Genomic DNA, 24,180 nt, shown 5'->3' with positions numbered 1-24,180 from the left:
GATATTCGGCGTAACCTGACAGCCTGTTTGTGAGTCAGCCAATGGGGCCCTCGCGCCCCACCAGCCGAGGAAAATCTATGGTTACGTTGCGCGTGAATGGCGAGGAACGTCAGGCCGACGTCCCGCCGGATATGCCGTTGCTCTGGGTGTTGCGCGACGTGATCGGCCTGACCGGCACGAAGTTCGGTTGCGGCATCGCGCAGTGCGGTGCCTGCACGGTGCACCTGGATGGCCAGCCCGTCCGTTCCTGCCAGCTGCCCGTGTCGGCCGTGGGCGATCGCGCCGTGACCACCATCGAAGCGATCGGCCAGACGCCCGAAGGGGCGAAGGTGCAACAGGCCTGGCTGGCCGTCGACGTCGTGCAGTGTGGTTATTGCCAGTCGGGGCAGATCATGTCCGCGACGGCGCTGCTGGCGCGCACGCCGAACCCGACCGACCAGGACATCGATACCGCGATGGCCGGCAACATCTGTCGTTGCGGCACCTACGTGCGTATCCGTGAGGCCATTAAACAGGCAGCGACAGGTCAGCCCCAGGGTCTCCAGGTCCTCGTCGACGGGAGCGCCGCATGAAGACGCGCATGCCCCCCGACACCGACATCGACAGCGGTCGACGTGCCGTGATGAAACTGGCAGGCGGCGGCCTCGCCGTCGCCTTCCTGTGGACGGCGGGCCTCGGTCCTGCCGTTGCCCAGATGAATCCACGCCGGCAGGCGGCGGATGAGGCGGCCGCCGCAGCGGATGGCAATCCGCCCTTCGCTCCGAATGCATTCATTCGCATCGATGCCGATGGCAGCGTGCGACTGGTGATGCCTAGCGCGGAAATGGGCCAGGCCATCTATACCGGCATCTCGATGATGCTCGCCGAAGAGCTCGGTGTCGGGCTCGACCAGATCAAGGTCGAGCATTCGATCGCGAGCGATGCGCTCTACGGGATCGCCTTGCTCGGCGGCGGCCAGATCACTGGTGGCTCGACGAGCACGCGCGGGCAATGGCAGTCGCTGCGCGAGGCGGGTGCGGTTGCCCGCGAGATGCTCGTCGCTGCCGCCGCCGCGCAATGGCATGTCGATCCTGCCAGCTGTTCGGTGGCGCGCGGCACGATCACCCACGCTGCCTCCGGTCGCACGCTCGGCTTCGGTGCCGTGGCGGAAGCGGCAGGAAAGTTGCCGCAGCCGGCAACCGTCACGCTGAAGGATCCCAAAGATTTCACCGTCATCGGCAAGCCGTTGCGCCGTGTGGATTCTCCCGACAAAGTCAACGGCGGCACGCAGTTCGGCATCGACGTGAAAGTGCCGGGCATGAAGTACGCGGCGGTGCGCACGAGTCCCGAACTGGCCGGCACCCTCGGCAGCGTCGACGACACCAAGGCGCGCGCGATTCCCGGTGTCATCGACGTGATCAAACTCGACAACGCCGTCGCCGTGGTTGGCGAGCACTACTGGGCCGCCCATCGTGGCCTGGATGCGCTGGAGATCGAATGGCGGAAGGGTGTCAACGCGCACCTGGATACCGCCACCCTGGTCGGTGCGCTGCAGGAAAGCTCACGCACGGGTCCGGCACTCGTCGGCCGCCAGCCGAAAGGTGAGGCGGCGGCCGGCGGCAAGGCCGTCGAGATGACCTTCGTCTCGCCGATGCTGGCGCATGCGCCGATGGAACCGCTCAACGCCACGGTGCACGTCACCCCGGGCAAGTGCGAGGTCTGGACGGGGACCCAGGTGCCCACGCGTGTGCAGAAGGAGGCCGCACGCATCTGTGGCATTCCGCTGGAGGCGGTGACGGTCAACAACCAATACCTCGGCGGTGGCTTCGGCCGGCGCCTGGAAACCGACCAGGTCGAGCAGGCGGTCGCCTTCGCCAAACAGGTGGCGTATCCGCTGAAAGTGATCTGGAGTCGCGAGGAGGACATTCGTCACGATCGCGTTCGCCCGCTCTACTTCGATCGCATCTCGGCCACCCTCGGCGACGACGGCAAGCCGACGTCATGGAAGCACCGCATTACCAGCGGTACCGTGCTCGGGCGCTGGTTGCCGGCGGCCATGGGCAAGGACGGCATGGACAGCGACGCCATCGAATCGGCGGCGGACCTGCCCTATGACATGGATAACGTGCTCGTGGAATGGGTGCGTCACGAGATGCCGCCCGGCCTCGTGGTCGGCTGGTGGCGTGGTGTCGGGCCCACCCACAACCTGTTCATCGTCGAGAGCTTCATCGATCATCTGGCGCAAACCGCCGGAAAAGATCCACTCGCCTACCGACGCTCGCTGATGAAGCCGGGCTCGCGACCGCTCGGCGTGCTGGACCTCGCCGCGGAGAAGATCGGCTGGGGCCGGCAGCCGTTGCCTGCACGGGTCGGCCGCGGCATCGCGGTGGCGTCGCCGTTCGGCAGCCATGTCTGCGCCATCGTCGAGGTCGAAGTCACCGCGCAAGGCGTGCTGCGTCTGCGTCGCGCGGTGGTCGCGGTCGATGTCGGCATCGCCATCAATCCGAGCTCCATCCAGGCGCAGGTGCAGGGCGGACTGTTATTCGGACTGAGTGCGGCGATGTTCAACGGCATCACGCTCAAGGACGGCATGATCGAGCAGAGCAACTTCCACGATTACCGCACGTTGCGTATCAACGAAGCGCCGGTGATGGAGGTGTACACCGTGAACAGCAGCGAGTCGCCGGGCGGGCTCGGTGAGGTTGGCACGGCCATCGCGGCGCCCGCGCTCGCCAATGCGATCTACGCCGCCACCGGCGTGCGCCTCAGCGAGCTTCCGGTGACGCGCACGTCGCTGGTGGAATCGGCCGAGGCCCTCAAACACGTCGCCGAGATCGGGACCGGAAAGGGAGACGTCGCATGAAGCGCTTCCTCATCCTCGTCGTGCTGCTCCTGATCATTGGCACGGTGGCGTACTTCGCCCTCAATCGAACGGACTCGGCCGACGGTACGTCACCCATTATCGCCGGTGCGCCCTCGAATGCCGATCCGGTGGTACGGGGCGAATACCTGGCACGCGCGGCCGACTGCATCGCCTGCCATACCGTTCCGGAGACCGGTAAAGCCTTCGCCGGCGGCCTGCCGTTCAAGCTGCCTTTCGGCACCATCTACTCCTCCAACATCACGGCGGATGTCGAGACCGGCATCGGCAGCTGGAGCGACGACGACTTCGTGCGGGCCGTACGCGAGGGCGTGCGCAAGGACGGCAAGCATCTTTATCCGGCCTTCCCGTACACCGCATACACCCAGCTCAGCCGTGCAGACGTGCTGGCGATCAAGGCCTACCTGTTCACGCTGCCGAAGGTGAATCAGCCGGAGCGGCCCAACGATCTCGGTTTCCCCTTCAACCAGCGCTGGGCAATGGGTTTTTGGAACGCGGCGTTCTTCCGCAGCCAGCGCTTCCAGAACGATCCGTCGAAAACGCCCGAGTGGAACGCCGGCGCTTATCTTGCCGGTCCGCTCGGTCACTGCGCGGAATGCCACACGCCGCGCAACCTGGGCTTCGGCCTGAAGCACGGCGAGTCGTTGGCCGGGGCGGAGCTGCAGGGCTGGCGCGCGTGGAACATCACATCCGACCCAACGCATGGCGTCGGCAAATGGAGTGACGAAGCGCTGACGCAGTACCTGCGTACGGGGCATACCGAAGGACACGCTTCGGCCATGGGCCCGATGGGCGAGGCCGTCGCACACAGCCTGCAGTTCCTGAAGCCGGAAGACACCGCGGCACTGGTGACCTGGCTACGTACGGTTCCGGCTCGCGAGGGCAAGGATCCGATCATGGTCGATACGGCACCGAAGGCCATGGTGGCATCCACCGCCGTCGCGCCGGGTGGTGACGTGGAAGGGGTGAACGCGGAGGGCCGACGCCTGTTCGAAGGCGCCTGTGCCAGCTGTCACCAGTGGAATGGCGCGGGCCAGCAGACCCCCTATGCCGGTCTGGCCGGAACGCGTGGCGTCAACGATCCGAAGGGTCTGAATGTCACGCAGGCGATCCTGCATGGGGTGACCATGCGCATCGGCGAAACGGACGTCTACATGCCAGCCTTCGGGCAGGGTTACAGCGATCCCGAAGTGGCCGCGCTGGCCAACTTCGTGATCGGGCACTTCGGTGGCAAGCAAGGGACGGTCACGGCGGACGACGTGGCCAAGCGACGCGACCTGTAAAGCGAATCGGTCAGTGTGCGGGAACCGGCGGTTTGCCCATGGCGGCCGTCTTCTCGGCGATCTTTGCCTTGATTGAAGGAATGGCGGCGAGCGCGGCACGCTCGCCCTCGAGGATGGCCACGTTCTTCTGGTCGAAGTCGGTCGGGCCGATCTGACCGACCTTCGGCCGAATCACGATATCCGCACGGCCAAGCTCCTGCTCGGCCAGCTTGCGACCCATGATGGTGATCGACTGGCCGACGATGCCGACCATGCCCGCAGGATTGTTGCCGTCGGGACGTGCCGAGATATCCACGGCGATCACGATGTCCGCACCGAGCTGGCGCGCGGCATCGACGGGCACGGGACTGACTACGCCGCCGTCGACGAAGTGCTTGCCGTTGATCTCCACCGGCTCGAACACCCCGGGAATGCTGCTGGACGCGCGTACGGCCTGGCCGGCGTTGCCGCGGACGAAGATCGCCCGCTCGCCGGTTTCCAGTTCGGTGGCCACCGCGGCGAACGGCGTGTGCAGCTTCTCGATCGGCGTGTTCTTCAGCAGGTCGTTGACGTAATCCTGCAGCTTCTGGCCCTGCACCATGCCGCCGGAGAAGAAGCGAACGTCGCGGATCTTGCCTTCGTCCAGCGAGAAGGCCGTTTCCTGCAGCTGGAAGGCATCCATGCCGCTGGCGTAGAGGACGCCCACGACGCTGCCGGCGCTGGTGCCGGAGACCACGTCCACATGGATGCCGCTGGCTTCCAGCATCTTGATCACGCCGATATGGGCGAAGCCCTTGGCGGCACCGCCGCCGAGCGCCAGGCCAATCCGCGGCTTGGCGGCCAGCACGGGCACGGCGTTGTCCGGACGGGCATCCGGCTTCGTGCCGCCGAAGCAGCCGCAAAGCAGGGTGGCGAGAACCAGCGGAAGCCAGGTGCGGGCGCGAAGCGTCATGAGGGCGGACCGAGAGGGGGCTGGCGGATCATCGGGCACCGGCGCGGCGCACGAATGACAGGTAAGTGGCGGAAACCGGGCGGCAGGACGCCGCCCGGTCGTTGCTTCAGTCGCGCGTGTCGTCGGCTTCGACGTGGTACCGGGTGGCGATCTCGATCTCGTGCTTCGAGCCGAGGAACACCGGCACGCGCTGGTGCAGGGCGGTCGGCTGCAGGCTCATGATCGGCTCGCGGCCCGTGGTCGCCGCGCCGCCGGCCTGCTCGACGATGAAGGCCATGGGGTTGGCTTCATACATCAGGCGCAGCTTGCCGGTGCCACCCTTGGCGGTGATCTTCGCATCCAGCGGATAGATGAAGACGCCGCCGCGGGTGATGATGCGATGGACGTCGGCCACCATCGAGGCGACCCAGCGCATGTTGAAGTCGCGCCCACGCGGGCCGGTCGCGCCGGCGAGCAATTCGCCGATGTAGCGCTGCATCGGGGCTTCCCAGTGGCGCTGGTTCGACATATTGATGGCGAACTCGGCCGTCTCGTCGGGAATCGTGATGCCCCGGCGCGTCAGTACGAAGCTGCCGTGCTCACGATCGAGGGTGAACTCGTGCACGCCATGGCCGAAGGTCAGCACGAGCACGGTGCTCGGGCCATAGACCACGTAGCCGGCGGCAGCCTGGTCGGTGCCGGGTTGGAGGAAGTCCTCCGTCGTCGGCTCGGTGACGCCATCCGGGCAGCGCAGCACCGAGAAGATCGTACCGACCGACACATTCACGTCGATGTTCGACGAGCCGTCGAGCGGATCGAAGAGCAGCAGGTAGTTGCCCTTGGGATACGCATCGGGGATCGGCTGCGGATCTTCCATCTCTTCCGAGGCGCAGGCGGCGAGGTGACCGCCCCAGGCGTTGGCCTCGAGCAGGATCTCGTTGGAGATCACGTCCAGCTTCTTCTGCGCCTCGCCCTGCACGTTGTCCGAGCCGGCGTTGCCGAGCACGCCGCCGAGGGCACCCTTGCCGGTCGCGACGGAGATGCGCTTGCAGGCGCGTGCCACCACCTCGATGAGGAGGCTGAGCTGGGCGTTGATGTGCCCCTCGCGCTTCTCTTCGATCAGGAACTGGATCAATGAAATCGGTTTCGTCATCGGGACGGACTCAGGCGCTAAACCACCCATTGTCCGGGTGCCGGGTGAACGGCGCCAGAGGGCTGCTGACAGAACGCTGTCAGCAGCCCTCGCGCAGACTGTCCCTCTACCGAAGCAACGGGGAGGGAAGTCGCATGAATCGTTTTCTCGATCGTGTCGCCGTGCTCTACGCGCCGCTCGGGCGCCGGGGACTGTTGATGGATGGGCAATACCGGTTCGCGCCCAACGACGGGCGGCTGCCGTTGCCACGTAACGGCTCCGCGCCCGCCAGGCCGGCTTCGAAGATCGCCACCAAGACCACCAGGGAGTTACACGCATGAATGCCAGTCGGATCAAGTTCCACCACGCGCCGAACAGCCGTTCGGGAAGCACCCTGATGCTGCTCGAGGAGCTGGGCGCGCAGTACGACATCCATGTGATGAACCTGGTCGAGGGCGAGCAGCGCCAGCCGGCGTATCTGAAGGTCAATCCGATGGGCAAGGTGCCCGCCATCGAGCACCTGGGTGGCCTGGTCACCGAACGGCCGGCGATCTTCACCTACCTCGCCGACCTGTTCCCGGAAGCTGGCCTCGCGCCTGGCCTTGGCGATCCGCTGCGCGGTCCGTACCTGCGCTGGCTGTCCTTCTACGGCTCCTGCTTCGAGCCGGCGGTGATGGACCGCTTCATGAAACACGAGCCGGCGCCGACCTCGACCTGCCCCTACGGCGACTTCGATACGGTCATGGACATGCTCGAGGCCCAGCTGGCTACGGGTCCCTGGATGTTCGGCGATCGGTTCACCGCCGCGGACATCCTCTGGGCCAGCGCCCTGGACTGGACCATGCGCTTCGGCATCGTGCCGCGTCGCGATGTGTTCGAGGCTTACGTGGCCCGCCTGATGGCCCGGCCGGCCATCTGCCGCGCCACCGGGCAGGACGCCGCCCTGGCTCGCGCGCAGACCCTCGCGGTCGCGTGAGCGAGTGGATATGCGCTGCCATGACATGCATCGCTTCCCGCGCGCCGCGCGGGAAGCGATGATTCGGGTATGCGCCGCGCCGACCGCCTGTTCCTCATCATCAACGCTCTCCGGGGGCGACGCACAGCCTTGCCTGCCCGCCAGCTGGCCAGCACGCTCGAAGTCTCGTTACGTACCGTCTATCGCGATGTCGCCGACCTCCAGCTCTCCGGTGTCCCGATCGAAGGGGAGGCCGGCGTCGGCTATGTCCTGCGCAAGGGTTCGGACATCCCACCGCTGATGTTCTCGGCCGACGAACTCGAAGCGCTCGTGGCCGGCACCCGCTTCGTCCGGGCGTTCGCGGGCGAACGGCTGGCGCGCGAGGCACAGGCGGCACTTATCAAGATCGAGGCGGTGCTGCCGCCCGATCTTCGCGAGCGCTCGGCGCAATCGAAGATCTTCGCGCCGATCTGGAGAGACCCCTTCCAGAACCAGGTCGCCGTGATGCTCGACCGCCTGCATGCGGCCATCGTCGGGCACTGCGTGCTGTGCCTGGACTACCGCGATGCCGAGGGGCGTACCTCCACGCGCGAAGTGGAGCCGCTCTGCCTCTCCTTCTGGGGTGGCGCGTGGACGCTGGGCACCTGGTGCCGGCATCGACAGGCGTTCCGCAATTTCCGTCCCGATCGCATCGAGGGTTGCCGTGACGAGGGCCAGACGTTTACCGATCAGCCGGGGCGCGACCTGAAGGCCTACCTTGACACCATGCGAGGGCACTACGCGGGACTGGAATGACCGGGAATGCGATGATCGGGGTTTTCCCGTCAACGGTCTCCTGCATGTCTCCCTGGATCCGCGCCATCGCCTTCGCCGGTATGTTCGCCGCTACCGCCCACGCCGCCACGCCCACCGCGTCGCCGGACGAGGCCTTCAAGGGCATCTATACGAAGGAATGGAGCTGGCGTAACGGGCAGGCCGGCATCCTCACCTCGGGTGAAGCGCAGCCTGGTGACGGTCGGCTGGATACGGTGGATGCCGCCAGCCAGGCGCGGCGCCTGGCTTACTGGAACGATGTGCTGGCGCAGCTCGATCGCATCGACCCGCGCAGCCTCAGCGGCACGGTTCGCGTGGACTACGCGGTGTACCACGAGCAGATCTTCAATCTCGCGGCCGCACAGCGCTTTGCCCAGTGGCAGATGCCGTTCAACAGCGACTCGGCGTTCTGGTCCGACGTAGGCTACGTGCTACATGGCGACGACCTGCGCACGCGCGAGGACTACCGGCACTACATCGAGCGCGTGCGGCAGATTCCGGCCTATATGGATCAGGAAATCGCCAACATGCGCCTCGGGCTGGCGCGTGGCTTCACCGTGCCGCGCGACGTGCTCGATGGACGCGATGTCTCGATCGCTGCCGTGGCCGAGCTGAAGAACCCGGAAGACAGTGCGCTCTACAAGCCCTTCAAGACCCTGCCCAAGTCCTTGCCTGCCAAGGACGCCGAAGCGCTTCGCGCCGACGCACGCAGCGCGATCGCCCAGGGCGTGATTCCCGCCTACGGCAAGCTCTTGACCTTCTTCCGCACCGAGTACGTGCCGAAGGCGCGACCCACGCTGGCCGCGGAATCGCTGCCGGACGGCAAGGCGTACTACCGCCAGCAGATCCGCGAGTACACCACGTTGGACCTTTCGCCCGACGAGATCCATGCGATCGGCCTGCGCGAGGTGGCGAAGATCCATGAAGCCATGCTCGAGACGATGAAGGACACCGGTTTCAAGGGGGACTTCCCGGCGTTCCTGCAATTCCTGCGCACCGATCCCCAGTTCTATGCGAAGACACCGGACGAGTTGCTCATGCGCACGGCGTGGGTGGCCAAGCAGGTGGACGGCAAGCTGGGCAAGTACTTCGGCCTGCTGCCTCGCCAGCGCTTTGCGATCGAACCCGTTCCGGCAGACATCGCGCCGTACTACACCTCGGGCCGTGGCGGTGCGGACGTCTATCTGGTCAATACCTATGACCTGCCGTCGCGCCCCCTCTTCAACATGCCGGCGCTGACCCTGCACGAGTCGATGCCGGGTCATGCCCTGCAGCTGGGGCTGTCGGCCGAACAGGACGGGCTGCCGCCGTTCCGTCGTGACGGCTACATCTCGGCCTACGGTGAGGGCTGGGCGCTTTACTCCGAGTATCTCGGCGAGGAAATGGGCATCTACCACACGCCCTACGAGCACTTCGGCTACCTCACCTACCAGATGTGGCGTGCCTGCCGTCTGGTTGTCGACACCGGCATCCATCACCTGGGCTGGACGCGCCAGCAGGCGATCGACTACCTCACGCAGAACACCGCCCTCAGCCAGCGCGAGATCGCCAACGAGGTGGATCGCTACATCAGCTGGCCCGGGCAGGCGCTGTCCTATGAACTGGGCTACCTGAAGATTCGCGAGCTTCGCGAGCGCGCCGAAGCGCAGTTGGGCGAGAAATTCGACCTTCGCGCCTTCCACGACACCGTCCTCGCCCTGGGCTCGGTACCGCTGCCGGTGCTCGAGCAACACGTCGACGCCTGGATCGCCTCCAAGAAATAAGGAAATGTAGGAGCCGCTTCAGCGGCGAAAAGCCAACGAAGCGGCTTAGCCGCAAGCTCCCCCATCCCAGATGAGCTCTGGCCCGCTGCCGCGGGATCGCCGATGAATCGGCTCCCACAAGGGCACATGTCCACCGATCTTTCCGTGACTCAGGTACACCTATGGGGTATATTGCCAAATAACTCCACAGGTAGAGCAGCGATGCATTCAGTCATCCACGCCGAACCCCTACCCACCGGCGACCTCGGCGGTCCCGCATTGCGGGCCTTTTTCGCCTTGGCCGAACGCTGGAAGCTCCGCGTCACCGAGCAGCGCACCCTGCTCGGCGACCCGCCCGAGTCGACGTACTTCAAGTGGAAGAAACAGCAGGACGGCACGCCCTCCCGCGACGTCATCGAGCGAATCAGCTACCTGCTCGGTATCTGGAAGGACCTCCAGATCCTCTTTCCCGATCCCGCCCAGGCCGATGCCTGGCTACGAAAGCCCAATGACGCCTCATTGTTCGGGGGGCGCCCCGCCCTCGATCGCATGCTTTCAGGCAACGTCGCCGACCTCTACGTGGTCCGTCAGTACCTGGACGCCCAGCGCGGCTGGAACGGGTGAGCGCCCCACCCTCAGGCAGAAGCCGCGTCAGCGGCGATGGGGGCTCGCCGCAACCTCCCCTCCGTCGCATCCGCTGGACGCACGCCTACCGCATCGTTCCCAGCCGGTTCCCACCAGTGGGCCTGTTCGACCGGATTGCCGATCCGAAGGACATCGATGCGGTCATGGCGATCGAGTCGCTGACCAATCCACGCCTGCGGGATGAAATCGGCGCCCTGAGCCTGGTTCCACCAGGCCGACGTGTCTCTGGACCCGGTACGACGCCGATCATGGCGGCCTTTGCGCACGTCCCGCCTGAGGGCAGTCGCTTTTCCGATGGGCACTGGGGCGCGTTCTACGCCGCGCACAGCATCGCCACGGCGATCGAGGAAACCGTCTTCCATCGCGAAGCCTTCCTTACGGCCACGCACGAGCCGCCGACCGACGTGCAGGTGCGCTGCTACAAGACGGCCATCGCAGGAAAACTGCACGACATTCGTGGCGGCTGGCCGGCGGAGCACGATCCCGACTCGTACACCGCCAGCATGAGGCTGGCCCGTCGCCTGCGCGACGAGGGCTCGAACGGCATCGTCTACGACAGCGCGCGCCACGAAGGCGGCGAATGCGTTGCCGTGTTCTATCCCGACCTGGTTGCCCCTTGCATACAGGCCGAGCACCTCATTTATCGCTGGAACGGTGCGCGCGTCGAGGCCGTGCTGAAGGTGACACCCGTCGAACGCCAGGGGTTACCTCGTCGACCGTAAGCGGTTACGGTGTTTCGAATGACCCGCCTGACGATCCTCCTCATCCTTTTCGTTTTTTCCTTCGGTGCTCTTGCCAAAGAGGCCGACCACGACCGATGGAATGCCGATATCCAGGCCTTCGAGGCCTCGGACAAAGCCAATCCTCCGCCCGCCAACGCCGTGCTCTTCATCGGCAGTTCGTCGATCCGCTTCTGGAAGACGCTCCCCACGGATTTCCCGGGTTATCGCGTCATCAACCGTGGCTTTGGTGGTTCCGACCTGGACGATTCCACCGCCTTCGCCGAGCGCATCGTGGAGCCTTACCACCCCGCGGCCCTGGTGATGTATGCCGGCGACAACGATCTGCAAGGTGGCGATTCGCCGGAGCAGGTGCGCGACGATTTCGCCGCCTTCGTCGGCAAGGTCCGCCAGGCGCAGCCGCATCTGCCGATCGCCTTCATCGCCATCAAGCCCAGCGTCGCTCGCATCGCCCTGCTGCCGCAGATCCTGCAGGCCGATAAGCTCATCCGTGACTGGGCGATGACGCAGAGCAACGTCGCTTTCCTCGACGTGGTGCCGGCGATGCTCGACGCGCAGGGTCAGCCGAAGCCGGATCTGTTCATCGACGATGGGTTACATATGACAGCGAAGGGCTATGCGCTGTGGGTTGCACAGGTGAAGCCGTGGCTCGCGGAGCACGCGATGGCCGCTGAAGATAAACGCAAGCAAAACGCGACCACCCCATGATGCGGGAACTTCACGCGATCGCCCTTATCTAAGTCTGTGATCGCCGAGAGGCGACCTGTTGTCAGACGACCGGCTTCCATTGGTCCTTCTGTCCCGGGTCCCGCTATTTCCCCTGATAGCCTGGACCCGACACCGACCCCGGCAGCTCCTCCCCTGGCTGCCGGGGTTTTATTTTTTCTGGGAGCCGCTTCAGCGGCGAAAGCTAGGTAGAAGCAAGCACCCATCGCCGGCACAGCCGGCTCCCACAGACATCCAGCTCTCACAGACACAACAAAACGGGCGGGCGAGTCATCGACCCACCCGCCCGCCAGGAAACGCGTCATATCTGAATCAGATGGTGCGGCTGCGACTCGCGTATGGCCGGATGGACGTGTCGAAAGCCCGCCACACGCCGTCGTTTCCTTCGATGTTCAGCACGATGTCGGAGAACGCATGGGTCTGCTCGATCCGCCGGGCTTCGCTTACCGCGCATTCCAGGGCGTCATCCCTCGAACAGAATTCACCGTATTCCGCTTCGTTCTTCTGCAACAGCCAGAGACCCGGACCCACGGACTCGAACGGAATATCGAAGACGACCACGATGGACACACCCTGTTCAGCGGAAAGTAAGCCCATCCTAGAGGCCCATTCGTTAGGGCATCGTTGAGATTCAGTTGTCAGCGCCTGAAGCGAAGCCCTCGCGGGTGCCACGGTGGAAGACGTGGTCGCCTGGAAGAACCTCGCCGGCCGCCACCGCCGAGCTATCGGCAAGCGTGCCGTAGATCGGTGTGAAGTCCGGACGCGTGGCGTCGAACAACTGGGCGAAATCATCGATGACGAAGTAGGTCTGCTGGAAGGTATCGATCCTGTAGCGCGTGTTCATCACACGCTCCAGGTCAAAGCCGATGCGGTTCGGCGCCGGGGAATCGATCGAGTAGATCGACTCGCCCTTGGAACTGACAATGCCCGCCCCGTAGATACGCAGGCCCTTGTCCGTCCGGATCAGGCCAAACTCCACCGTGTACCAGTAGAGGCGTGTCAGGTTCATCAGGGCTTCGGGGCCGATCGCATGCGCCTTCATGCCACCCTTGCCGTACGCCTGCATGTAGTCGGCGAACACCGGGTTGAGCAGCAGCGGCACGTGGCCGAAGAGGTCGTGGAACAGGTCCGGCTCGGAAAGGTAATCGAGCTGATCCGGCTTGCGGATCCACCAGCTGACCGGAAAACGGCGGTTGGCCAGATGGTCGAAAAATACCTCGTCCGGCAACAGGCCTTCCACGGCCACGACTTCCCAGCCGGTGGCGTCGCCCAGCACCTTGTTCAGCTCGGAAAAGCGCGGGATGCCGCCATCGCCCAGGCCGAAGCGCTCCACGCCGTCAAGAAACTCCTGGCAGGCGTACGCCGGCAGCAGCTCACGCTGACGCTTGTATAGCGTGTCCCAGACCTCGTGATCGGTCTTCGAGTAGCTCTCCCACGGCTGCTCCACGGTGCCGGTTGCATAGACGGGCACATAACCGCGATCGGTCTGCTGGTGTTCGACGCGACGGGGGGTGTCCATGGCGGGCCTCCTTGGGGCTGCTGCGGGTTATCGGAAAACCAGCTTAGCGGGGAACTGCCGCAATAGGCTTGTGTTGTTGCGCGCCAAAGGGCGTGTAGTGCAACATTGCATCTCCATTCAGGCCAATGGCGACAGAAACATGCAAGCGACCCTGGACCGCACGGACCTGCGCATTCTGGCCACCCTGCAAACCCACGGCCGGATCACCAATGCCGAACTGGCGGCGGAGATAAACCTTTCCCCCTCGGCCTGCCTGCGTCGCATGCAGAAGCTCGAGGCCGATGGCGTGATTGCGGGTTACGGCGCCCGCCTGGAACCGCGCTCGCTCGGCCTGGGGCTCCAGGCCTTCGTCCGGGTGCAGCTTTCCCGGCACGAGGCCGAGGCGATCGACCAGTTCACCGAGCGCGTGGCCGAATGGGACGAGGTGGTGTCCTGCTACGCCCTGACGGGTGACATGGACTACCTGCTTCAGGTCTACGTTGCGGACCTCGACGGATTCTCACGCTTTCTGCTCGATCGCCTCCTCAACGCGGCGGGCGTCGCCGACGTCAATACGAGCTTTGTCTTACGCACGGTCAAGGCTTCGACGGCCTTGCCGCTCGGTAACGTGGCGGTCTAGCAGATCGCAAGCCCGCGTCTCTTAAGAACAAAGACAACTTCCTCTAGCGGCACAGCCCAGCCATCGTTAATCTTGTGTTCTTGATGGAAGCCACCTCCGCCAACCTGAGCTCCCGCGACCGCATGCGTCCGCTTCGCTATCTATGGCGAATCCCGCTGGTGTTGCTGCATATCGTGCTCGCCATCCTGATCTGCGCCCTCGTGCTGAGCTGGGCCGGCGGCGTGATGAAGAACGGCCGCGAGCCGTTCGCCCACCGTGCGATCCGGCTGTGGTCGGTCCTGCTGCTTCGTATCTTCGGCTTCCGCAGCCGTCGTTTCGGCACGCCACTGGCGGATCCGGTCCTTTTTGTAGCCAACCACACCTCCTGGCTCGACATCACCGTGGTGCATTCGCAGCGCGCCGCCTGCTTTGTCGCCAAGGCCGAGATCGCCGGCTGGCCGCTGGTCGGTTGGATGGCTGCGAGGGGTGGCACGATTTTCCATCGCCGCGGCAGCAACCATTCGCTGGCTTCGGTCATGGCGGTGATGGTCGAACGGCTCCGCGCGGGCCGCGCGGTGGCGGTATTCCCCGAGGGCGGTACGGGCCACAACGGCGTGCTCCGGATCTTCCACGCCCGCATCTTCCAGGCGGCGCTCGATGCCGAGGTGCCGGTCCAGCCGGTCGCGCTGCGCTTCGCGCGCCAGGGTCGCCGCGTCATCGACGCGGGGTTCCGTGAAAACGAGACCTTCATGGGCAACGTCATCCGTCTGTTGGGTGAGGCCCCGCTGGACGTCGAAGTGCACTTCCTCGAGCCCGTGCCGGTATCGGCCGATGGCCGCCGGCGGATGGCCGAGGCATCGCGCGAGCGCATCGCGCTGGCCCTGGACACCGATACGCCCGCATGAGTCTGCCTAAAGGCTCAGACTTCCTGCCGCCGTGGCCGCTGCGCAGCGGGCACATCCAGACCATGCTTTCCTCCAGCGGCGTCCGCCGTCGGTTGCTGCCCAAACGCGCACACCAGGTGCAGGTGGACGCGCGCGAAGTGCTGGTCGACGTGGGCCAGGGCGATCGGCTCAGTGGTCGTTACACGGCCCAGGCCACCGGCCGCGAATCACGCGGACTGGCGATCCTGTTCCACGGCTGGGAGGGCAGCGTCGACTCGACCTACGTGCTGCAGACGGGTAGCCGCCTGCTCGAAGATGGCTGGGATGTGTTCCGCCTGAACTTCCGCGACCACGGCGATAGCCACGGGCTGAACGAGGCGCTGTTCCACTCCTGCCGGATCGACGAAGTGGTCACCGCCCTGGGCGAGATCGCCCGGATGTTCCCCGCGAAGACGATCGGCGTGGCGGGGTTTTCGCTCGGTGGGAATTTCGCGCTGCGCGCGGCCATGCTGGCGCCGTCGCAGGGCGTGCCGCTGGATTACGTCCTCGCGGTCTGCCCCATCGTGGATCCGGCCGAGGGTCTGTTTTCCCTCGAGAAGGAAGCGCCGTGGATCTACCACGCCTATTTCATGCAGAAATGGCGCCGGTCGCTCCGCCTCAAGCAAGAGGCTTTCCCGCAGCAGACGTACTTCGAGCTCAACGAACTCAAGCAGAACATGCGTGAGCTCACGGCCTCCCTGGTCCTGCGCCACACGGACTTCGGTTCACTCGAGGCCTATCTCGACGGCTACTCGATCGCCGGCGACCGGCTCATGAACATGCACGTTCCGGCCACGATCCTGACCTCGAGCGACGATCCCGTCATTCCGATCGGCGCGTTCCATGCCCTGCGCCTGCCGCCGAATATCGAGCTCGATATCGCCAGCTACGGTGGCCATTGCGGCTTCATACGCGATTTCAGCATGACCAGCTTTACGGACGACTACATCGCGGCCCGTTTCAACGCGATCGCCCGCTGAAACCCAACGAGGAGATCCCTATGCGCCTGAAGAGCGACAGCATCGAGAACGGCAAGCCCATCCCGGCCACGTACGCGTTCATGGAGATCGGCGAGCCCATCAAGCCGGCGGGTAACGTCACGCCCCACCTGGCCTGGACCGAAGTGCCGGGCACGGCGAAATCGTTCGCCATTGCCGTCATCGATACGGATGTTCCGTCCAAGGCGGACGACGTCAACGTCGAAGGACGCGAAGTGCCCCGCACCCTGCCACGCGTGGAGTTCGTGCACTGGCTGATGGCCAACATCCCGCTGGAATGCCGGGAACTGGGCGAAGGCGCCTGCGGCGAAGGCATCGTGGCCCGCGGCAAGAAGGATCCGGTCGGCGCGCCGGGCTCGGTCCAGGGCCTCAACAGCTACACGGGCTGGTTCAAGGGCGATCGCGATATGGAAGGCCATTACCACGGGTACGACGGCCCCTGTCCGCCGTGGAACGACTCCATTGCGCACCACTACCATTTCCACGTCTATGCACTGGACGTCGACACGGTGCCGCTCGAAAACGGGTTCTCGCTGGCCGAGCTGCGCGACGTCATCAAAGGACATGTAGTGGACGAGGCCGTCATTACCGGTACCTACTCGCTCAATCCCAAAGTGAAAGCGTGACGGCGAGGTGAAGCGTGAGGCTGAACGACGTTTGAGTTTCGGGGCATAACTTCACGCGGCATGCGCGGGGGCCGGGACTAAATGGGTACCGCGCCTTCCCCTCACTGGAGTACCCGACCATGCTGCACTATGCCCTCGTCTTTCTCGTCATCGCGATCATTGCCGCGGTTTTCGGTTTCGGCGGCATAGCGGGCACGGCAGCCGGCATCGCGAAGATCCTCTTCGTCATCTTCCTGATCCTGGCCATCATTTCGTTCTTCCGCGGCCGTAGCGTCTAGTCCCCATGGGCTGGCGCGGTGTCCTTGTCGCCGCAAGGGGTCTCCCCGCGGCGGACGCCACCGCCCCCATCCCGGTTTGCGCGTGGTCGCGCGATAGTGCGGCCGCGCCATTGCACTGCCTGCGACACCGTGGCAACGATGACCTTTACCTCACTCATCCTGTCCTAACTTGTCCTACCCCGCTCCCGGAGAACTTCGTTATGAACAAGCCCGCCGACCATGTCGCCAATGCCGCAACCGCTGCGGCGAACACCGTAACGGCTGCCGAACGTATCGACGCCAGCGCCGAGCGAGTGAAGCAGGCCACATCCGAGGCCGTCGACCGCACGAAGGATGTCGTGGATCGCGCTGCGGACAAGGTGGAGTCGTCGCTGCACCATGCGACCGACAAAGCCGCCTATGGCGCGACGCTGGCGGCCGAGAAAGCGGAAGAAGCCAAGCTTCGCGGCAAGGAAGCGTATGGCGAAGCGGTCGACACCGCGAACGACTGGCTCGACACCGCGCGCGACTATGTTCGTGAGAAGCCGGTACAGTCCATCGCGCTGGCGATCGCTGCCGGCTGGCTCGCCGGTCGCATCCTGCGTAGCTGATCCACATCTCCCCGGGGGCTAGACGCATGTTGGAAGACGGTCCCTCGGGGCAGAGTGCAGTGGACGAACCAGAACGTGGTGCGGAGACGCCCAAGGCGTCCGGCGTGAAGATGCCCGCCTGGTTCGATGACGTACGCAAGCTGGGGCTGGGACTGAAGCAACTCTTCGGTGCGCAGACCCGGCTGATCGTGGCGGAGTTGGGCCTGGCGCGTAGCGGCATCACGCTGATGCTCTTCATGGGGCTGGCCGCGATCGTGTTCGCCGTGGCCTTGGGGTTCACGCTACTGGCGTTGGCTGGCTGGGGATTGGCCCAATGGTTCGGTTCCTGGGCCTGGGCGCTCGCCGCGCTTGCCGGCATTCAATTGGTCCTGCTCATCGTGGCGATCCTGGTGTTCCGTCGGGCGATGCACTGGCTTACCCTTCCGGCGTCGCGGGCTGAACTGGCTATCCTTGCCCGGGAAGCGGCGACCCAGGGCAAGGCCGAGGGCGAGCTAAGGGCGGAGGACTGATCGATGAGCATCTTCAACAGCTTGGCGAAAGTGACCAAGGCGCGGGCCGAAGTGGCCTTGGCGCGTGAGGCGACCGTCGCACCGGCGGCGGCGCTGATAGCACGCGGCTACGAATATCCGCTCACCGTCCTGGGCATCGCCGCCGGCTCCGGTGTGCTCCTGAGCAGCATCAAGGTCAATCCTCTCGCCGTGCCAGGTGTGAGTGGCCTGGTTGCGGGTGGCACGGCCGACATCATCGGCAAAGTGATCTCGATGGCGGCTGGCAGTTTCCTCGGCGATCTTGCTGGTGGCGCCGCGGATGCCACGGCCGATGTGGCTGACGAGGTCGCGTGAGCGACTTTCCCAGCCCTCTGCCTGCGCCGCTGCCATCCGAGGCGGGACCCGGTGTCGCTGTGTCTTCGCTCGCCATCGCGCGGTCGCGGCGCAAGGCCGGCAGCAGCCGCAGCACACGACGCATCTCGCGTCACTTGCGTGCCATACGTATCTCGCTGACCGGCATGATTCTGCTCGCCGCCGTCTACACGGTGGCGATCGGCAAATCCCTGCTCGTTCCTTTGGTGCTCGCCGCCTTCATCGGCCTGGCGTTGAATCCGATCGTGGTGGCCGCGGCGCGCATTCGCCTGCCGCGCTGGTTCGCCGCTGTCACCGTCATGTTGCTGCTCGGACTGGGCCTTGTCTCCGCCGTGGCGACGTTGTCGACCCCCGCACTGAACTGGTTTCACGAGGCTCCGGCGGCGATGCGTACCTTCGCGCCGAAGATCAAGCCGATGACGCAGCAGATCGAGGCTGCCAGCCGGGCCACGCAGACACTCGTCGGCGGGACGGTCGCGCGTAACGCGCCGCAGGCGGCAAACGACTTCAACTTCACCGCTTGGGACATCGTCGCCGGTGCGCCGAAGGTGCTGGCCAGCGTGCTGACCGTGGCATTGCTTGTGTTCTTCTTCCTCGTCTACGGCGATGAGATCCTCCGGCGAGCCGTCGAGATATCGCCCACGTTCGCGTACAAGCGGCACACCGTAAGCATCGTACGCAGCATCCAGACGGAAGTGTCGAGCTACTTGTTGCTGACCGCGGCCATCAACGCCACGCTGGGACTGGTCACGGCGGGCATGCTTTATCTCTACGGTGTGCCGGATCCGCTGTTGTGGGGTTCGGTCGCTGCGATCGCCAACTTCATTCCGTATGTCGGTGCGATTACCACGACGACGATTCTGTCGATCGTCGGCGTGCTGCACTTCCAGGAACTCGGCCCGGCGCTCCTGCCGGCGGCGACCTTCGCCGGCATCACGGCGATCGAGGGCAACCTGCTTACGCCGATGCTCCAGGGTCGCCGTTCGCGTTTGAGCCCCGTCGCCATCCTGCTGTGGTTGCTGGTCTGGGGCTGGATATGGGGCATTCCCGGCGCCTTGCTCGCTGTTCCGATGCTGACCTGCGTCAAACTCATCACCGCCAAGCTGCGCGGCTGGGAGTGGTTCGCGCACATCATTTCGCGCTGAGGCGACCCCGCGCTGGCGTGTCAGGTGCTCTCCCGCACCTGCAGCTCGAATGACACGTCGACGCGCCGCCGGGCCGGGGTGCGCCCCGAAATCCGTTCGATCAACTGCTGCGCGGCGATCCGGCCGATTTCGTGACGAGGCGACATGATGGTTGTCAGTGCGGGCGTGACCAGGCTCGCAAAAGGCAGTCCGTTGAAGCCGGCGACGGCGATTCGTTTAGGAATGGCGATGCCTTCGCGCTGCGCGCGCAGGATGGCGCCAACAGCGAGATCGTCATTGGCGAAGAAGATCGCGTCGACTTTCGGCTTGATGTCCAGTATCTCCATCAGCGCGTCGCCGCCGCGCTCGGGATTGCTCGGCTCGGTGTACGAGATCGGGTCGCGCCGTGCCAGGCCATGCCTTGCCAGCACGCGGTCCATGCCTTTGTAGCGCTGCGCGGCGCGATAGTCGGCGTCGATCCGGCAGCCGACGAAGACGATCTGTCGATAACCACGCTCGACCAGATGCCGGGTCATCGCCTCGCCGGCCTTGAAATGCGATAGCCCGACGTTCATGTCGATCGGCTGCGCACCGAACTCCATCGTCTCCACGACCGGCTTGCCCCAGCGCTTGAGCAGGTTGCGCGTGCGGTCGAGGTGGCGCATGCCGGCGATGATCATGCCCGGCGGCGACCAGCCGAGAAAGGTGGAGACCGCGGTGTATTCGCGTTCGAGGTCGTACTCGGTATTTCCCAGCATGAGTTGGAAGCCGGCGGTCTGCGCGACTTCCTGGATGCCGGCGACGATCTCGACGAACACGGTATTCGACAGCGAGGGCACGATGACGGGGATGACGTTCGAGCCCGCCGACGCCAGGGCGCCGGCGACGAGGTTCTGTACATAACCCAGTGCATCCACGGCCGCATCGATGCGCGCACGCAGCGCATCCGAGACGGTCTCCGGCTTGTTCAGCGCGCGTGACACCGTCATCGGCGAAACGCCCGCGTGCTCGGCCACGTCTTTCAGTGTCACCGTGCGCTCGGCGGGGACTTTGGCGGGACTCATGGGTTGATCGACTCCTTCGATGTTCGCGCTAACACCCTGATCGAAGCGGGATGATGATGCAAACACCGGCGCTCGGCCAGCCCTCGGTTATTCACTTATTCTTGTGCGCCGCATCATTAAAACCTTTTACATCAACGCGATGAAATGATTGCGCTACCATCTCGACGGGCCTATAGTCCGGCCCACGTGGTACCCCGCATTCTCACGCGTTGGCCGGAGGTGTCGTGATCCAGTTGTCCGTTCCCCGCGACGTCACCGCGCACGCCGTGCTCGGCGCCCGCGGCATCGTCAAGCAGTTCGGCCCCGTGGACGTACTGCGCGGCATCGACCTCGAACTTCGTCCCGGACGCATCCTGACCCTGATGGGCGAGAACGGCGCCGGCAAGTCCACCATGTTCCGCATCCTCGCTGGTCAGTTGCAGCCCACCGCTGGCGAAATCACGCTCAACGGCGAATCGCTTCGACTGAGTTCGCCCCACGCCGCCCACGCCCACGGCATTCACCTCGTGCCGCAGGAGCCGATGCTGCTGCCTGAGTTGACCGTGGCGGAGACGATGTTTCTCGGTCGCCTTCCCATGACCGGTGCGATCTTCCGTCATGTCGACTGGAAGGATGTGCGCCGTCGCGCGCAGGCTGTGTTGCACATGCTCGACCTGGACATCGACATCGACCGTTGCGCGAAGACGCTCAGCATCGCGCAGCTCCAGTTGGTGGAATGCGCGAAGGCGCTGTTGCACGACTGCCGCATCATTCTTTTCGACGAACCGACCTCGCCGCTCACCTCGCACGAGGTGGACAACCTGTTCACGATCATGCGCCGCCTCGCGGCCGACGGCTGCACGCTGAGTTTCATCAGCCACCGCACGGAGGAAGTGCTGGAGATCAGTGACGATGTCGCCGTTCTTCGCGACGGCCGCCTGGTCGACAGTGCGGAGCGTGGCAGTTTCGACCGCGCCCGCCTGCTCTCGACGATGGTCGGGCGGACGCTGCGCGACATACCGAGGCGTGAAGCCAGCTATGTCACCAGGCAAACGGTGCTCGAAGTGGACGACCTCGCCAGCGAGCCCTCCTTTCGCCGGATCGGCTTCCAGCTACGTCGCGGTGAAATCCTCGGACTGGCCGGCCTGGTCGGTGCGGGGCGCACGGAAATCGCCGAAACGATCTTCGGTGTCCGCCGCCCGACGGCCGGCCGGGTCCGCCTCGCGGGCGAGGTGGTGACCGGCAAGCCGTGCCATGACTTGATCCGGAAGGGACTGGTGTATGTGCCGGAAGACCGGGCACGTCACGGTGCCGTCCTGTCGATGACGATCGCGCAGAACGTGACCTCAGGGCTGCTCGAGCGCGTGCGACAATCCGCGGGTCTTCTCAGCGGCGCGGACGAGACGCGCCTCGGTGAGACGGCGGTTCGTGATTTCCGCGTGCGTTGCGCCGGTCTCGATCAACCGCTACGGGAACTATCGGGTGGCAACCAGCAGAAAGTCGTCTTCAGCAAGTGGATTGCCACGGGACCGAAGGTCGCCATCCTCGATGAGCCGACCCGGGGCGTCGACGTGGGATCGAAGGAAGAAATCTACGAACTGATCGAAGCCATGGCGCGTGACGGCATGGCGGTCCTGGTGATCTCCTCGGAAACCGAAGAACTGGTGCGCCTTTGTGATCGCGTGCTTTCCCTCTATGAAGGCGAGTTGGTCGCGGAGCTGACCGGTGAAGGCATCACCGCCGCGGCGGTCAGCGCTTCCTATCTTGGCAGTGCGAACGTGGAGGGCGCGACGTGAGTGCCATCGCCATGCCTTCGCGTCGCCCGGTCGTCGCGCCGCGCTTCGCCATGACACGTGAGTTGATGCTCGTCGCCGTGACGCTGGGTTTGACCGTGATGGTCGGCCTGCTCAACCACGATTTTGTCGGCGCGCAGAACCTGCGCTTCATGTTGCTCAACTCGGTGGTGCTCTCGCTCGTGGCGCTGGGCCAGACCCTGGTGATCGCGATGCGTGGCATCGACCTCTCCGTCGCACCGATCCTGGGTCTGGCGGCGATGGTCTGCGGATTGCTTGCGCAGACGCATGGGCTTTCCCTTGCCGTCGCGCTGCCGCTGGCCCTGTCGATCGGGCTGGTCCTGGGTACGATCAACGGACTTCTTGTCGCGACCATGGACATCCCGCCCATCGTCGTGACGCTCGGAACTTACAGCCTCTACAGCGGGCTGACCTTCCTCTATTCCGATGGAACCCAGGTGGACGCGGTGCCGCCCACCTTCGCGGCCTTCGGCAACGGCCACCTGTTCGGTATCGTTCCGGTGCCGACGCCCGTCGTCGTGCTCCTGGTCGTCCTCGCCCTGTGCTGGTACGTGCTCCGCCACACGGCATTCGGACGAGCCGTCCTGGCTGTCGGCAACAACGCATCCGCCGCCTATGCCGCAGGGCTACCCGTGACCTGGGTACGCATCAGGGTCTACGCGTTGTCGGGTACGCTCGCTGCTTTCGCTGGGCTCATGTTCCTCTGTTACACGGGCTCCGCGACGGTGACCGCCGGCACCGGCGACCACATCGAGCTGCAATCCATCGCCGTATCTCTGATCGGCGGCACCGCGATTGCGGGTGGTCGTGGCAATCTCATCGGTACGGTGCTCGGTAGCCTGTTCCTGTCCGTGGTACTGACGGCCCTGGTCTTCCTGCACGTGCCCCCGATCTGGTACTCGGCGGGTGAGGGCCTGATGATCCTCGCCGCTGTCCAGGCGGGCATCGGCCGCCGTCGGGGATCGCGCGCATGAGCGCCTGGGAACGATCGCTCCTGATCCTGCTCGTCATCGTGACGACGGGCTTCGGCCTTGGGGTACCGGGTTTCTTCGACGACATCTCCGGCTTCCTCAGCATGACGAGCAACTTCCTGCCATTCGGCATCGTCGCGCTGGGGCTCTCATTGGTGATTTTCACCGGTGGCATCGACCTGTCGGTGGGCGCCACGGCCAGCCTCGCCGCCGTCATGGCAGCGCAGTTGTGGGCGACGATGGGCTTGAACATCTGGGTGGCCAGCCTGATCGGCCTCGCCGTGGGTGGCGTCCTCGGTGGCATCAACGCCGCGGTGATCGTCTTCTTGCGGATCGAACCTCTGATTGCCACGCTGGCGACGAGCTTCATCTACACCAGTGCCGCGGTAGCCGTCGCCGGCGATGCTCCGCCGTCGGGTTTCCCCGATGCGTTCAACAGCCTGGGCTCAGGTGCCCTCAGCCTGGGCCACCTCCAGTTTCCCTTCCAGCTGCTGTTGTTCCTCCCTCTGGCCGTGCTGTTCTGGTTGCTGGTCGGGCGCAGTGCGTTCGGACGCAAGCTGGTCACCGTGGGCTACAACAGCGAAGCGGCACGGTATTCGGGCATTCGGGTGCCCCGCGTGCTAGCCGCGGCGTACGTCATCAGCGGAATGATGGCGGCGCTTGCCGGTCTGGTGCTGTCGGCTTATTACAGTGCAGCGCGTGCCGACATGGGTGACGTGCTTCTGCTTACGACCATCGCGATGGTCGTGCTCGGCGGAGTGAGCATCTTTGGCGGCGAAGGCAGCATGGGTGGCGTTATCGTCGCCGTGCTTCTTCTGGGCCTGCTCCGTCAAGGCATGCTCATCGCCGGTTTCTCGGACATGGTGACGTCCATGCTCACCGGCGCGATCCTGATCGGCTCGATCGCCGTGCGTAACCTCTTCAGCACCCGGGCCAGTGGTTTTGGCCGGCGCCTGCTCGCTTTCGTCCGCCGGCCCGCCGTTGCGGGAACCGACATCACCCGACACGACGCGCCTTGAGCGTCGTCATC

Annotated in this window: 27 protein-coding genes; 22 read left to right on the top strand and 5 right to left on the bottom strand. The window is 65.0% G+C overall.

What is annotated here, in order from left to right; all coding sequences use genetic code 11:
* Positions 1-77 precede the first annotated feature (77 nt).
* From BJI69_RS06860 to BJI69_RS06850, 3 genes are read left to right on the top strand one after another with little or no spacing between them, the layout of a single operon-like run.
* Positions 78-572, top strand: coding sequence for a (2Fe-2S)-binding protein (locus BJI69_RS06860; RefSeq protein WP_046965790.1), 495 nt, complete (start codon positions 78-80; stop codon positions 570-572).
* Positions 569-2,842 (top strand): xanthine dehydrogenase family protein molybdopterin-binding subunit, encoded by a 2,274-nt coding sequence (locus tag BJI69_RS06855; RefSeq protein ID WP_125903003.1) that lies wholly within the window; start codon positions 569-571, stop codon positions 2,840-2,842. The genes BJI69_RS06860 and BJI69_RS06855 overlap by 4 nt, the downstream gene beginning before the upstream one ends.
* Positions 2,839-4,143, top strand: coding sequence for a c-type cytochrome (locus BJI69_RS06850; protein WP_046965789.1), 1,305 nt, complete (start codon positions 2,839-2,841; stop codon positions 4,141-4,143). The genes BJI69_RS06855 and BJI69_RS06850 overlap by 4 nt, the downstream gene beginning before the upstream one ends.
* Positions 4,144-4,153: 10 nt before the next feature.
* Here BJI69_RS06850 and BJI69_RS06845 read toward each other — a convergent pair whose 3' ends face one another.
* Complete coding sequence (locus tag BJI69_RS06845; RefSeq protein WP_046965788.1) at positions 4,154-5,074, bottom strand: patatin-like phospholipase family protein; 921 nt, start codon at positions 5,072-5,074, stop codon at positions 4,154-4,156.
* Between the two features lie 106 nt (positions 5,075-5,180).
* The gene (locus BJI69_RS06840) at positions 5,181-6,206 is read right to left on the bottom strand and encodes a class 1 fructose-bisphosphatase (RefSeq protein ID WP_181016745.1); all 1,026 of its coding nucleotides are present in this window, start codon (positions 6,204-6,206) and stop codon (positions 5,181-5,183) included.
* A gap of 134 nt (positions 6,207-6,340) precedes the next feature.
* On the opposite strand from BJI69_RS06840, the gene BJI69_RS06835 reads away from it, so the two are divergent.
* From BJI69_RS06835 to BJI69_RS06805, 7 genes are all read left to right on the top strand, one after another.
* Positions 6,341-6,526: a hypothetical protein gene (locus BJI69_RS06835; protein WP_046965786.1), complete on the top strand. Its 186-nt coding sequence runs from the start codon at positions 6,341-6,343 to the stop codon at positions 6,524-6,526.
* The gene (locus BJI69_RS06830) at positions 6,523-7,161 is read left to right on the top strand and encodes a glutathione S-transferase family protein (protein WP_046965785.1); all 639 of its coding nucleotides are present in this window, start codon (positions 6,523-6,525) and stop codon (positions 7,159-7,161) included. Before BJI69_RS06835 ends, BJI69_RS06830 begins: the two co-directional genes overlap by 4 nt.
* 69 nt (positions 7,162-7,230) lie before the next feature.
* On the top strand, positions 7,231-7,935 hold the full coding sequence (locus tag BJI69_RS06825; RefSeq protein WP_046965784.1) for a helix-turn-helix transcriptional regulator: 705 nt from the start codon (positions 7,231-7,233) through the stop codon (positions 7,933-7,935).
* Between the two features lie 44 nt (positions 7,936-7,979).
* Positions 7,980-9,716 carry a DUF885 domain-containing protein gene (locus BJI69_RS06820; RefSeq protein ID WP_125903002.1) on the top strand — a complete coding sequence of 579 codons (1,737 nt, stop codon included), beginning with the start codon at positions 7,980-7,982 and terminating at the stop codon, positions 9,714-9,716.
* A 201-nt stretch (positions 9,717-9,917) separates the two neighbouring features.
* Positions 9,918-10,319 carry an MbcA/ParS/Xre antitoxin family protein gene (locus tag BJI69_RS06815; RefSeq protein WP_046965783.1) on the top strand — a complete coding sequence of 134 codons (402 nt, stop codon included), beginning with the start codon at positions 9,918-9,920 and terminating at the stop codon, positions 10,317-10,319.
* A gap of 116 nt (positions 10,320-10,435) precedes the next feature.
* Positions 10,436-11,062, top strand: a complete 627-nt coding sequence (locus tag BJI69_RS06810; protein WP_342016328.1) for an RES family NAD+ phosphorylase — start codon at positions 10,436-10,438, stop codon at positions 11,060-11,062.
* A gap of 18 nt (positions 11,063-11,080) precedes the next feature.
* A complete protein-coding gene (locus BJI69_RS06805; protein ID WP_046965782.1) occupies positions 11,081-11,788 on the top strand; it encodes an SGNH/GDSL hydrolase family protein in 708 nt (235 codons plus the stop codon).
* Between the two features lie 330 nt (positions 11,789-12,118).
* Here BJI69_RS06805 and BJI69_RS06800 read toward each other — a convergent pair whose 3' ends face one another.
* Positions 12,119-12,376, bottom strand: a complete 258-nt coding sequence (locus tag BJI69_RS06800; RefSeq protein ID WP_125903001.1) for a hypothetical protein — start codon at positions 12,374-12,376, stop codon at positions 12,119-12,121.
* Between the two features lie 61 nt (positions 12,377-12,437).
* Positions 12,438-13,325: a phenylalanine 4-monooxygenase gene (gene phhA / locus BJI69_RS06795; RefSeq protein ID WP_046965780.1), complete on the bottom strand. Its 888-nt coding sequence runs from the start codon at positions 13,323-13,325 to the stop codon at positions 12,438-12,440.
* Positions 13,326-13,464: 139 nt separating this feature from the next.
* Here phhA and BJI69_RS06790 point away from each other — a divergent pair, with 139 nt between their 5' ends.
* From BJI69_RS06790 to BJI69_RS06750, 9 genes are all read left to right on the top strand, one after another.
* On the top strand, positions 13,465-13,944 hold the full coding sequence (locus tag BJI69_RS06790; protein ID WP_046965779.1) for an Lrp/AsnC family transcriptional regulator: 480 nt from the start codon (positions 13,465-13,467) through the stop codon (positions 13,942-13,944).
* Between the two features lie 83 nt (positions 13,945-14,027).
* On the top strand, positions 14,028-14,828 hold the full coding sequence (locus BJI69_RS06785) for a lysophospholipid acyltransferase family protein (protein ID WP_046965778.1): 801 nt from the start codon (positions 14,028-14,030) through the stop codon (positions 14,826-14,828).
* Complete coding sequence (locus BJI69_RS06780) at positions 14,825-15,826, top strand: YheT family hydrolase (protein WP_046965777.1); 1,002 nt, start codon at positions 14,825-14,827, stop codon at positions 15,824-15,826. Before BJI69_RS06785 ends, BJI69_RS06780 begins: the two co-directional genes overlap by 4 nt.
* Before the next feature lie 20 nt (positions 15,827-15,846).
* Positions 15,847-16,470 carry a YbhB/YbcL family Raf kinase inhibitor-like protein gene (locus BJI69_RS06775; protein ID WP_046965776.1) on the top strand — a complete coding sequence of 208 codons (624 nt, stop codon included), beginning with the start codon at positions 15,847-15,849 and terminating at the stop codon, positions 16,468-16,470.
* 119 nt (positions 16,471-16,589) lie between these two features.
* Positions 16,590-16,748, top strand: a complete 159-nt coding sequence (locus tag BJI69_RS06770) for a DUF1328 domain-containing protein (RefSeq protein WP_046965775.1) — start codon at positions 16,590-16,592, stop codon at positions 16,746-16,748.
* A 200-nt stretch (positions 16,749-16,948) separates the two neighbouring features.
* Complete coding sequence (locus tag BJI69_RS06765) at positions 16,949-17,338, top strand: ElaB/YgaM/YqjD family protein (RefSeq protein ID WP_244465182.1); 390 nt, start codon at positions 16,949-16,951, stop codon at positions 17,336-17,338.
* Positions 17,339-17,397: 59 nt separating this feature from the next.
* Entirely contained in the window at positions 17,398-17,847 is a 450-nt protein-coding gene (locus tag BJI69_RS06760) for an ABC transporter ATP-binding protein (protein ID WP_125903000.1), read from the top strand.
* 3 nt (positions 17,848-17,850) lie between these two features.
* A complete protein-coding gene (locus BJI69_RS06755) occupies positions 17,851-18,180 on the top strand; it encodes a hypothetical protein (RefSeq protein WP_046965774.1) in 330 nt (109 codons plus the stop codon).
* Positions 18,177-19,343, top strand: a complete 1,167-nt coding sequence (locus BJI69_RS06750; protein ID WP_052766988.1) for an AI-2E family transporter — start codon at positions 18,177-18,179, stop codon at positions 19,341-19,343. The genes BJI69_RS06755 and BJI69_RS06750 overlap by 4 nt, the downstream gene beginning before the upstream one ends.
* 20 nt (positions 19,344-19,363) lie before the next feature.
* On the opposite strand, the gene BJI69_RS06745 is transcribed toward BJI69_RS06750, so the two are convergent.
* Positions 19,364-20,386 (bottom strand): LacI family DNA-binding transcriptional regulator, encoded by a 1,023-nt coding sequence (locus BJI69_RS06745; protein ID WP_052766987.1) that lies wholly within the window; start codon positions 20,384-20,386, stop codon positions 19,364-19,366.
* Positions 20,387-20,610: 224 nt separating this feature from the next.
* On the opposite strand from BJI69_RS06745, the gene BJI69_RS06740 reads away from it, so the two are divergent.
* The 3 genes from BJI69_RS06740 to BJI69_RS06730 are packed head-to-tail and all read left to right on the top strand — an operon-like array spanning position 20,611 to position 24,169.
* Positions 20,611-22,161, top strand: a complete 1,551-nt coding sequence (locus BJI69_RS06740) for a sugar ABC transporter ATP-binding protein (protein ID WP_052766986.1) — start codon at positions 20,611-20,613, stop codon at positions 22,159-22,161.
* A complete protein-coding gene (locus tag BJI69_RS06735) occupies positions 22,158-23,153 on the top strand; it encodes an ABC transporter permease (protein ID WP_046965773.1) in 996 nt (331 codons plus the stop codon). The genes BJI69_RS06740 and BJI69_RS06735 overlap by 4 nt, the downstream gene beginning before the upstream one ends.
* Positions 23,150-24,169 (top strand): ABC transporter permease, encoded by a 1,020-nt coding sequence (locus tag BJI69_RS06730; protein ID WP_052766985.1) that lies wholly within the window; start codon positions 23,150-23,152, stop codon positions 24,167-24,169. Before BJI69_RS06735 ends, BJI69_RS06730 begins: the two co-directional genes overlap by 4 nt.
* Positions 24,170-24,180 lie beyond the last annotated feature (11 nt).

Source organism: Luteibacter rhizovicinus DSM 16549, assembly GCF_001887595.1.
Taxonomy (GTDB): domain Bacteria; phylum Pseudomonadota; class Gammaproteobacteria; order Xanthomonadales; family Rhodanobacteraceae; genus Luteibacter; species Luteibacter rhizovicinus.
This window is presented reverse-complemented; position numbering and strand designations above follow the sequence as displayed.

Coding starts and splice junctions, on each gene's coding strand:
- BJI69_RS06860 (WP_046965790.1), top strand. CDS start 78: ATGGTTACGTTGCGCGTGAATGGCGAGGAACGTCAGGCCGACGTCCCG.
- BJI69_RS06855 (WP_125903003.1), top strand. CDS start 569: ATGAAGACGCGCATGCCCCCCGACACCGACATCGACAGCGGTCGACGT.
- BJI69_RS06850 (WP_046965789.1), top strand. CDS start 2,839: ATGAAGCGCTTCCTCATCCTCGTCGTGCTGCTCCTGATCATTGGCACG.
- BJI69_RS06845 (WP_046965788.1), bottom strand. CDS start 5,074: ATGACGCTTCGCGCCCGCACCTGGCTTCCGCTGGTTCTCGCCACCCTG.
- BJI69_RS06840 (WP_181016745.1), bottom strand. CDS start 6,206: ATGACGAAACCGATTTCATTGATCCAGTTCCTGATCGAAGAGAAGCGC.
- BJI69_RS06835 (WP_046965786.1), top strand. CDS start 6,341: ATGAATCGTTTTCTCGATCGTGTCGCCGTGCTCTACGCGCCGCTCGGG.
- BJI69_RS06830 (WP_046965785.1), top strand. CDS start 6,523: ATGAATGCCAGTCGGATCAAGTTCCACCACGCGCCGAACAGCCGTTCG.
- BJI69_RS06825 (WP_046965784.1), top strand. CDS start 7,231: ATGCGCCGCGCCGACCGCCTGTTCCTCATCATCAACGCTCTCCGGGGG.
- BJI69_RS06820 (WP_125903002.1), top strand. CDS start 7,980: ATGTCTCCCTGGATCCGCGCCATCGCCTTCGCCGGTATGTTCGCCGCT.
- BJI69_RS06815 (WP_046965783.1), top strand. CDS start 9,918: ATGCATTCAGTCATCCACGCCGAACCCCTACCCACCGGCGACCTCGGC.
- BJI69_RS06805 (WP_046965782.1), top strand. CDS start 11,081: ATGACCCGCCTGACGATCCTCCTCATCCTTTTCGTTTTTTCCTTCGGT.
- phhA (WP_046965780.1), bottom strand. CDS start 13,325: ATGGACACCCCCCGTCGCGTCGAACACCAGCAGACCGATCGCGGTTAT.
- BJI69_RS06790 (WP_046965779.1), top strand. CDS start 13,465: ATGCAAGCGACCCTGGACCGCACGGACCTGCGCATTCTGGCCACCCTG.
- BJI69_RS06785 (WP_046965778.1), top strand. CDS start 14,028: ATGGAAGCCACCTCCGCCAACCTGAGCTCCCGCGACCGCATGCGTCCG.
- BJI69_RS06780 (WP_046965777.1), top strand. CDS start 14,825: ATGAGTCTGCCTAAAGGCTCAGACTTCCTGCCGCCGTGGCCGCTGCGC.
- BJI69_RS06775 (WP_046965776.1), top strand. CDS start 15,847: ATGCGCCTGAAGAGCGACAGCATCGAGAACGGCAAGCCCATCCCGGCC.
- BJI69_RS06770 (WP_046965775.1), top strand. CDS start 16,590: ATGCTGCACTATGCCCTCGTCTTTCTCGTCATCGCGATCATTGCCGCG.
- BJI69_RS06765 (WP_244465182.1), top strand. CDS start 16,949: ATGAACAAGCCCGCCGACCATGTCGCCAATGCCGCAACCGCTGCGGCG.
- BJI69_RS06755 (WP_046965774.1), top strand. CDS start 17,851: ATGAGCATCTTCAACAGCTTGGCGAAAGTGACCAAGGCGCGGGCCGAA.
- BJI69_RS06745 (WP_052766987.1), bottom strand. CDS start 20,386: ATGAGTCCCGCCAAAGTCCCCGCCGAGCGCACGGTGACACTGAAAGAC.
- BJI69_RS06730 (WP_052766985.1), top strand. CDS start 23,150: ATGAGCGCCTGGGAACGATCGCTCCTGATCCTGCTCGTCATCGTGACG.